The following is a 9,496-nucleotide window of genomic DNA, read 5'->3' on the forward strand; positions in this document are numbered from 1 at the left end:
CGCAACGCGGCCCCAGTTGCGTATTCAAGGGGCGAACGGCAGTTCGCGCTTGTGCTGGGTCTTGCGGTAATTGGCAACGATGACATCGAAAGCGGCTTGATCGATTTCCTGGCCATGCAGGAATGCATCGATTTGCTGGTAGGTGACCCCATGCGCTGCTTCGTCTGGCTTGCCCGGGTCGAGGTCTTCGAGGTCAGCGGTAGGCACTTTCTCCACCAGTGACTCCGGCGCTCCAAAATGCCGCGCGATGGCGCGTACCTGATGCTTGACCAGGCCACTGAGCGGCGCCAGGTCGCAGGCGCCGTCGCCGAACTTGGTATAAAAGCCCATGACCGCTTCGGCCGCATGGTCGGTGCCGATCACCAGACCTGCGCGCGCGCCTGCGATGGTGTACTGGGCAACCATGCGCATCCTGGCTTTGATGTTACCCACCACGAAATCCACAAGCGTGGGCGAGCCGTTTTTCAACGCCTGCGTTTCGCCTGCCAGTGCCTTGACGGCCGGCGCGATGTCGATGGTATGCGTCTCGTCCGGCTTGATGACCTCCAGGCACGCCTGTGCATCATGCTCATCGTGCTGGACATGATAGGGCAGGCGCACGGCGATGAAGGTGTAGCCCTTGTCACCGGTTTCTTCACGCAACTCGTTGATCGCGCGCTGGGCGAGCAGGGCTGCGGTAAGCGAATCGACGCCGCCGCTGATGCCCAGTATCAGGGTCTTGAGCCTTGCATTGGCCAGGCAGTCCTTGATGAACGCTACCCGCCGGGTCACTTCGGCCTCGAGGGCGGCAGCGTCGGCGAACGGCGGTTGTACCTTGAGTGCCTGGGCAATCTCTTGCTGAACCGCTTGCATGGGGTTACTCCTTGCTGGGAACTTTGAAAACGTGACGTAGGTAAGTGACGAAGTTTTCGTCACGACACTGGGTCTTGGCCGCTTCGTCTGAAATCTTGGCCACCGGTGCGCCGTTGCAATCGGTCATCTTCAGCACGATGCTCATTGGCGTTACGCCCGGAATGTCGCAGGTCAGGTTGGTGCCGATACCGAAGCTTACGTTGATGCGACCACGCAGGGCACGGAAGATTTCCAGCGCCCGTGGCAGGTTCAGCCCATCGGAAAACACGAGCGTCTTGGTCATCGGATCGATGCCCAGGTGCTGATAGTGAGCAATGGCTTTTTCGGCCCAGAGCACAGGGTCGCCGGAGTCGTGGCGCAGCCCATCGAAGAGCTTGGCGAAGTACAGGTCGAAATCGCCCAGGAAAGCATCCATGGTCACGCAGTCGGTCAAGGCGATGCCCAGCAACCCTCGGTATTCACGCACCCAGCAATCGAGCGCGGCGATCTGGCTGTCGATCAACCGCGGGCCCAGCTGTTGGTGGGCCATGATCCATTCATGAGCCATGGTGCCCAGCGGCTTGATGTCGAGCTTCCAGGCCAGGTCCACGTTGCTGGTCCCGACGAAGCGGGCCGGGAAGTCATCGCGCAACACGCGCACCACGTCCTCCTGCACGCGGCTGGAGAAACGCCGGCGGGTACCAAAGTCAGCGACCTGCATTTCGGCCAGTTCATCGGTGCTGGCGTTGGCGCGCAGCCAATCGAATTTACGGTAAAGCTGATCCCGGGCAGCGGCCAGGCGCATGTGCGGGTGCAGCGAACGGTTGCGCACCTCGCTGATGATGGCGAGCAGAGGCACTTCGAACAGGATCACATGCAGCCACGGCCCCTTGAGGCGCAGCACCAGCTGACCGTCGTCGATACCCAGGTGCACGTAGCGCAGGTTGAAGCGGAACAACCTTAGAAAGCGCAGGAAATCGGGCTTGAGAAAGCTGATGCGCTCCAGGAAGGCGAGTTGGCCGTTATCCAGCGTCAGTTCGGCAAGCTGTTCGAGTTGCTGGCGAATGTCGTGCAGGTAGGGACGCAGGTCCTCGCCATTGCGGCAGCGAAACTCCCATTCGACATCGGCGTCAGGGTAGTTGTGGAGCACGCCCTGCATCATGGTGAGCTTGTAAAAATCGGTGTCGAGCAGGTTATGCACGATGCGCTCGGCGAATGCGCTCTCGCTCATCAGGGTGGCTCCAGAAACGGCAATAGGCGGTCATTGTGCCAGTCTTTGACATGCCGATGTGATTGTGACGCCGACCCTGCGGCGAAGCAGCGCGAAACCTTTCAGAAGAATCTGAATACGGTGTCGTACCGGCCAAACCGGACGGCGTTACGTTGCGTGTCGAGTGTAGTTACGGTGCGGGCTGTAGCAGTCACGCACCAGCGGTGTGCAGTTCGGTGACGTTAATTGTTACAGGTCGGTTGCCCATTGGCCTGTGCGCCAGTTGCAACACCCTGACGGTGCGGTTGCCCTGCGCCGCGATAATCGGTGCTACCAGAGGTGGGATAGACGGTTGCACGCTCAATAAAGAAACGGGCAGCGCCCGCCCGCCACGATATGCACGGTGGGGTTTGAAGATGATGCGAATCTAATGGCACGGCCCTTGCTCAGAGCACAGGGCTGAGTCGTTGTAGTGCCAATCAAAAAAACTCTAGGAGCACCACCTCATGTCGCAGACGTTTTACAAGAAAGGTTTCCTGGCCCTGGCCGTTGCCGCGGCGCTGGGTGTTTCTTCGTATGTACAGGCCGACGTCAAGATCGGTGTCGCAGGCCCGATGACCGGCGCCAACGCAGCGTTTGGCGAGCAATACATGAAAGGTGCGCAGGCAGCGGCTGACAAGATCAACGCAGCCGGTGGGGTCAATGGCGAGAAGATCGTGCTGGTCAAAGGCGACGACGCCTGCGAACCCAAGCAGGCCGTGTCTGTGGCGAACCGGCTGGTTGACCAGGACAAGGTCATTGGCGTGGTAGGGCATTTCTGCTCCTCCAATACCATTCCGGCATCCGAGGTGTACGACGAAGCAGGCGTCATCGCCATCACGCCAGGCTCGACCAACCCGCAGGTCACCGAGCGCGGCCTGTCGGCCATGTTCCGCATGTGCGGGCGTGACGACCAGCAGGGCGTCGTCGCCGGCAACTATATCGTCGATGTACTCAAGGGCCAGAAAGTGGCCGTATTGCACGACAAGGACACCTACGGCCAGGGGTTGGCCGATGCGACCAAGGCACAACTGGAAAAACGCGGCGTCAAGCCCGTGCTGTACGAGGGCCTGACCCGAGGCGAGAAAGACTTCAGCGCCATCGTCACCAAGATCCGCTCCACCGGCGCCGACGTGGTCTATTTCGGTGGCCTGCACCCGGAGGCCGGCCCCCTGGTACGTCAGCTGCGCGAGCAAGGGCTCAAGGACGTGAGGTTCATGTCCGACGACGGCATCGTCACCGACGAACTGGTGTCCACGGCAGGCGGGGCGCAGTACGTCGATGGCGTCTACATGACCTTTGGCGCCGACCCGCGTCAATTGCCGGACAGCAAGGCGGTGGTCGAGGAATTCCGTAAAGGCGGCACCGAGCCCGAAGGCTACACCCTCTACGCCTATGCCTCGTTGCAGGCACTGGCGGCCGCGTTCAACGGCGCCAAGTCCAACAAGGGCGAAGACGCGGCCAAGTGGTTGAAGGCCAACCCTGTGCAGACGGTAATGGGTGAGAAGAAGTGGGACAGCAAGGGTGACCTGACGGTGTCGGACTATGTGGTCTACCAGTGGGACAAGGACGGCAAGTACCACCAGCTGGAAAAACAACAATAACAACGGCTCCAGGCCCCGGGCGCAAGCTCCGGGGCCGGGCCCCGCGGTACCCGTCTTTATCCGAAGATCAGCACAGTGCTGCAGCGCCATGGCTGCCTGGTACCGGGCCCTGCGTGGGCAGCACCGGTGCGATCTCGATCAGGTGAGATTGCGTTATGGATGGTATTTTCCTGCAGCAACTGGTCAACGGCCTGACCCTCGGGTCGGTCTACGGCCTGATCGCCATCGGCTACACAATGGTCTATGGCATCATCGGCATGATCAACTTCGCGCACGGCGAGGTGTATATGATTTCCGCCTACCTGGCGGCGATCAGCCTGGCATTGCTGGCCTATTTCGGCGTCGAATCCTTCCCCCTGCTGATGTTGGGCACCTTGTTGTTCACCATTGTGGTGACCGGGGTATACGGCTTCACCATCGAGCGCATCGCTTACAAACCCTTGCGCAACTCCACCCGCCTGGCGCCGCTCATCAGCGCCATCGGCATTTCCCTGATCCTGCAGAACTACGCGCAGATCAGCCAAGGTGCGCGGCAACAGGGGGTACCTACCCTGCTTGAAGGCGCCTGGCGCGTCGAGGTGGGCAGCGGTTTCGTGCAACTGACCTACACCAAGATCTTTATCCTGGTGGCGGCCTTCGTTGGCATGGGCCTGCTGACCTACGTGATCAAGTACACCAAGCTCGGGCGCATGTGCCGCGCGACCCAGCAGGACCGCAAGATGGCGTCGATCCTGGGCATCAACACCGACCGGGTAATTTCCTACGTGTTCGTCATCGGTGCCGTGATGGCGGCGCTGGCCGGCGTACTGATCACCATGAACTACGGCACCTTCGACTTCTATGCCGGCTTCATCATCGGCATCAAGGCCTTCACCGCTGCAGTGCTCGGTGGCATCGGCTCACTGCCTGGCGCCATGCTCGGCGGCATCATCCTCGGCATCTCCGAATCGCTGTTCTCCGGGCTGATCAACTCGGACTACAAGGACGTATTCAGCTTCTCGCTGCTGGTGCTGATCCTTATCTTCCGCCCCCAAGGCCTGCTGGGTCGCCCACTCGTGGCTAAGGTGTGACCATGTCCGTTGCCAAATCCGTATCCGTTCCCCAAAAGACAGGTTTCGATCTCAAGCGCAGCGTAGTGGAAACCCTGGTTGCAGGGCTGCTGGCGCTCATCGTGTTCGGCCCGGTCGTCGGTGTGGTGCTCGACGGCTACAGCTTCAACGCCGAACCGCGGCGTGTGGCGTGGCTGGTCGGCGGCGTGATGCTCGGGCGCTTCCTGCTCAGCCTTTACCTGCAAACCGCTGCCGGTCGGCGCATGCTGCAAGGCTTCGACAATGGCGGTTCAGGCGTGCATGTGAACCCGCCGGACTACAAGTCGCGGCTGCGCTACATCATTCCTGCGCTCATCGTGATCGCCATCGTCTTCCCGATCTTTGCCAACAAGTACCTGCTGACGGTGGTGATCCTCGGGCTGATCTATGTGCTGCTTGGTCTCGGCCTGAATATCGTGGTTGGCCTGGCCGGGCTGCTGGACCTGGGTTATGTCGCGTTCTATGCCATCGGTGCCTATGGCCTGGCGCTGGGCTACCAGTACCTGGGGCTTGGCTTCTGGAGCGTGCTGCCCCTGGCGGCCATTGCCGCAGCGCTGGCCGGGTGCATCCTGGGCTTTCCAGTGTTGCGCATGCACGGTGATTACCTGGCCATCGTCACCCTGGGTTTTGGCGAAATCATTCGCCTGGTGCTCAACAACTGGCTGTCGTTCACCGGTGGGCCGAATGGCATGCCGGCCCCGGCGCCGACGTTCCTCGGCCTGGAGTTCGGTCGGCGGGCCAAGGACGGGGGCGTGCCCATCCACGAGTTCATGGGTATCGATTACAACCCCAATCTCAAGTTCGTGTTCATCTACGCGGTGCTGTTTTTGGTGGTGCTGGCCGTGCTGTACATCAAGCACAGGCTGACACGCATGCCGGTAGGTCGAGCATGGGAGGCCCTGCGCGAAGACGAGATCGCCTGCCGCTCCATGGGGCTCAATCATGTGCTGGTCAAGCTCTCGGCGTTTACCCTGGGCGCCTCGACTGCGGGGCTGGCGGGGGTGTTCTTCGCCACCTACCAAGGCTTCGTCAACCCGTCCTCGTTCACCTTCTTCGAGTCAGCGCTGATCCTGGCCATCGTCGTACTGGGCGGCATGGGCTCGACGGTCGGCGTGGTGATTGCCGCGTTCGTGCTCACCGTTGCGCCAGAACTGCTGCGCAGCTTCTCCGAGTATCGGGTACTGCTGTTTGGGGTGCTGATGGTGCTGATGATGATCTGGCGACCGCGCGGGCTGATCCGCATCAGCCGGTCCGGTGTGACCCCGCGTAAAGGAGTGGCGCCATGAGCGACGACATCATTCTTTCGGTAGACCACCTGATGATGCAGTTCGGTGGCATCAAGGCGCTCAGCGATGTGAGCCTGAAAGTCAGGCGCAATCAGATCTTCGCCCTGATCGGCCCCAATGGCGCAGGCAAGACCACGGTGTTCAACTGCCTGACCGGCTTCTACAAGCCCAGCGGCGGACGAATCGAGCTCAATGCACGGGGTAGCCATACCAACGTCATTCAGTTGCTGGGCGAGCGCTTCCAGGCGGCGGACTTCGTCTCGCCATCACGGTTCGCCAGCCGGCTGTACTACAAGATGTTCGGCGGCACCCACCTGGTCAACCGGGCCGGTCTGGCCCGGACGTTCCAGAACATCCGGCTATTCAAGGAGATGTCTGTCGTCGAGAACCTGCTGGTGGCCCAACACATGTGGGTCAACCGCAACCTGTTGGCTGGCGTGCTCAACACCAAGGGGTATCGCAAGGCCGAGAGCGACGCGCTGGACCATGCCTTCTACTGGCTGGAGGTGGTGGACCTGGTCGACTGCGCCAATCGCCTGGCCGGCGAACTGTCCTACGGCCAGCAGCGACGCCTGGAAATCGCCCGTGCCATGTGCACCCGCCCCAAGGTGATCTGCCTGGACGAACCTGCCGCGGGCTTGAACCCTCAGGAGACCGAAGCGTTGAGCCGCATGGTGCGGGTCCTGCGCGACGAGCATGACATCACCGTGGTGCTGATCGAGCATGACATGGGCATGGTCATGAGCATTTCCGACCACATCGTCGTGCTGGACCACGGCAACGTGATCGCCGAGGGCGCGCCTCAGGATATCCGCAACAACCCGACAGTGATCGCTGCCTATCTGGGTGCCGACGAAGAGGAGCTGATATGACTGCACCCATTCTGGAATTGAAGGACCTGGATGTGTTCTACGGCCCCATCCAGGCCCTGAAGCAGGTGTCCATGCACATCGACGAAGGTGAGACGGTGAGCCTGATCGGTGCCAACGGGGCGGGCAAGTCCACCTTGTTGATGTCCATTTTCGGGCAGCCCCGCGCCGCTTCCGGCCAGATCATCTACCGGGGCACCGACATCACCCGCAAGTCCTCGCACTACATTGCCGCCAACGGCATCGCCCAGTCGCCGGAAGGGCGGCGGGTGTTCCCGGACATGAGTGTCGAAGAAAACCTGATGATGGGCACCATCCCCATCGGCGACAAGCATGCCGACGAGGACATGCAGCGGATGTATACGTTGTTTCCACGTTTGAAGGAGCGACGCAATCAGCGCGCCATGACCATGTCGGGGGGCGAGCAGCAGATGCTGGCCATCGCCCGCGCCTTGATGAGCCGGCCTCGGCTGCTGCTTCTGGATGAGCCTTCGCTCGGGCTGGCGCCCATCGTCGTCAAACAAATCTTCGCCACCCTGCGCGAGCTGGCCAAGACGGGCATGACCATCTTTCTGGTCGAGCAGAACGCCAACCACGCGTTGAAGCTGTCGGACCGGGCTTACGTGATGGTCAACGGGCAGATACGCATGACGGGTACGGGCCAGGAGTTGCTGGTCAATGAAGAGGTGCGCAGCGCTTACTTGGGCGGGCACTGAGCCCTGATGGTGTTCCAGCCCTGAGTCAATCGGGGCTGGTCAACGCTTCAAGGGACTGGCCTGCACGTTTCACCAGGCGGTGCCTGGTGTGGACAACTGCCACGGCCTCGGGCTTATGCACAGGCTCGAAGCGACTGGCCAACCTTTGTTACCCACAGCCTGATTTAGTCCACCGTTCGTGTGGAGGTGCCTGTGGAAAACATGGTGGCATCTTTCTCCAAGACAAGGAATTCAGGGGCTCCATAGACTTGATCGTTTTTTGATCAGGATCTAGCTGCATGACGATATCGCTACCTGACTAGTACTTTTCAAGGGTGATGTCATAAACCCGTACGCCTGTGGATAAGGTTGTGGAAAAGCGTTGGACAGACGTCTGGATGCGGCATGGGATAAAGGAATTGGCGCGGTTGAAAAAGGCAGGCGCGACCGTGTAATGCTGAAAGGGTTCCGCCTGGTGCCGCAGTTGCCCCCAATTGGCGGGGAAAGGCTTGTGGATAAGGTGCTCATAGGTGGCTGTAGCCCAGTGTATATGCGGCCTTCAGTGTGTTGATCAAAAAACGATCAGTGCGCGTGACGACTTGCCCGGCGCATCGGGCACGGGCATGCTGCGGTTTCACCCAGGATCTCTTACGTGAGGAACACTGCATGACTTCGACCGTCTTCATCACAGGCGCCACGTCCGGCTTTGGCGAGGCCACTGCCCGCCGGTTTGCCGAGGCGGGCTGGAAGCTGGTGCTCACGGGGCGCCGCAAGGACCGCCTGGATGCCTTGTGTGCCGAATTGTCTGCGCAAACCGAAGTTCATGGCCTGGTGCTGGATGTGCGTGATCGCCAGGCGATGGAACAGGCCATCGCCACGTTGCCAGCGGGCTTCGACACGCTCCGCGCACTGGTCAACAACGCCGGGTTGGCGCTGGGGGTGGACGCTGCACAGCACTGCAGCCTCGACGACTGGGAAACCATGGTCGACACCAACATCAAGGGGCTGATCTACACCACGCGCTTGCTGCTGCCCCGCTTGATCGCCCACGGGCGGGGGGCATCCATTCTGAACGTGGGGTCGGTGGCGGGTAATTACCCCTATCCGGGCAGTAACGTTTATGGCGGTACCAAGGCGTTCGTGGGTCAGTTCTCGTTGAGCCTGCGCTGCGATTTGCGCGGTACTGGCGTGCGGGTGAGCAACATCGAGCCTGGCTTGTGCGAGAGCGAGTTCTCGCTGGTTCGGTTTGGCGGTGATCAGGCCAAGTACGATGCTACCTACGCGGGGGCCGAGCCGATCCAGCCGCAGGACATTGCCGAGACCATTTTCTGGATACTCAACCAGCCGGCGCATATCAACATCAATAGCCTGGAGTTGATGCCGGTTAGCCAGGACTGGGCTGGGTTCTCTATTGATCGCTCGGCGAAGGGGTAATTTGGGTTTTTGACCGGTGGGTATGACTGAGTTCTTCTCCACGGGCGAACCCCCGGCGAAACCCTGCCGCATTCGGAAGGGCTATTCGCGAACCTGAATGACCGTTGCCGTTGCCGTTGCCGTTGCCGTTGCCGTTGCTGTTGCTTTGGCTTTTGCTTCTAAGCGCGCGGTAGTCCAGGCGGCGCAGATCGCGACTTCAGGAGGCCGAGCGCAGGGCTTGCGGAGGGAGGTGACGGGCATGGATGCCCGTCAAGCGCTGGGCCCCAGGATGGGGCCTGCAGCGCGGTCCTCCCGGGAGCAAGCCCGGAGCGAGGGGACCCCGGAGCGTAGCGTAGGGGCCGGATGATAGGAGCAGGCGGTTTTTGCTTACTTTTTGACAAGACAAAAAGTGAGCCGCCGTAAGGGCGGAAGGGTGACTGTGCGCCACCCGCGCCAATGAA

8 protein-coding genes are annotated in these 9,496 nt (G+C 61.0%); 6 read left to right on the forward strand and 2 right to left on the reverse strand.

What is annotated here, in order from left to right; all coding sequences use genetic code 11:
* Window positions 1–24: 24 nt before the first annotated feature.
* Window positions 25–852, reverse strand: a complete 828-nt coding sequence (nadE, locus tag CRP40_RS13545; RefSeq protein ID WP_027913941.1) for an ammonia-dependent NAD(+) synthetase — start codon at window positions 850–852, stop codon at window positions 25–27.
* Window positions 853–856: 4 nt separating this feature from the next.
* Window positions 857–2,062, reverse strand: coding sequence for a nicotinate phosphoribosyltransferase (pncB, locus tag CRP40_RS13550; RefSeq protein ID WP_027913940.1), 1,206 nt, complete (start codon window positions 2,060–2,062; stop codon window positions 857–859).
* Between the two features lie 485 nt (window positions 2,063–2,547).
* Here pncB and CRP40_RS13555 point away from each other — a divergent pair, with 485 nt between their 5' ends.
* The 6 genes from CRP40_RS13555 (at window position 2,548) to CRP40_RS13580 (ending at window position 9,056) form a co-directional block, all read left to right on the forward strand.
* On the forward strand, window positions 2,548–3,684 hold the full coding sequence (locus CRP40_RS13555) for a branched-chain amino acid ABC transporter substrate-binding protein (protein ID WP_027913939.1): 1,137 nt from the start codon (window positions 2,548–2,550) through the stop codon (window positions 3,682–3,684).
* A gap of 155 nt (window positions 3,685–3,839) precedes the next feature.
* A complete protein-coding gene (locus tag CRP40_RS13560) occupies window positions 3,840–4,754 on the forward strand; it encodes a branched-chain amino acid ABC transporter permease (RefSeq protein WP_023533025.1) in 915 nt (304 codons plus the stop codon).
* Between the two features lie 2 nt (window positions 4,755–4,756).
* Complete coding sequence (gene livM / locus CRP40_RS13565; RefSeq protein WP_023532919.1) at window positions 4,757–6,058, forward strand: high-affinity branched-chain amino acid ABC transporter permease LivM; 1,302 nt, start codon at window positions 4,757–4,759, stop codon at window positions 6,056–6,058.
* Entirely contained in the window at window positions 6,055–6,930 is an 876-nt protein-coding gene (locus CRP40_RS13570; protein WP_023532980.1) for an ATP-binding cassette domain-containing protein, read from the forward strand. Before livM ends, CRP40_RS13570 begins: the two co-directional genes overlap by 4 nt.
* Window positions 6,927–7,643, forward strand: a complete 717-nt coding sequence (locus tag CRP40_RS13575; RefSeq protein WP_023532899.1) for an ABC transporter ATP-binding protein — start codon at window positions 6,927–6,929, stop codon at window positions 7,641–7,643. Before CRP40_RS13570 ends, CRP40_RS13575 begins: the two co-directional genes overlap by 4 nt.
* Window positions 7,644–8,288: 645 nt before the next feature.
* The gene (locus CRP40_RS13580) at window positions 8,289–9,056 is read left to right on the forward strand and encodes an SDR family oxidoreductase (RefSeq protein ID WP_027913938.1); all 768 of its coding nucleotides are present in this window, start codon (window positions 8,289–8,291) and stop codon (window positions 9,054–9,056) included.
* Window positions 9,057–9,496: the final 440 nt, after the last annotated feature.

The organism is Pseudomonas sp. URMO17WK12:I9 (assembly GCF_900230165.1).
In the GTDB taxonomy this organism is placed as follows: domain Bacteria; phylum Pseudomonadota; class Gammaproteobacteria; order Pseudomonadales; family Pseudomonadaceae; genus Aquipseudomonas; species Aquipseudomonas fulva.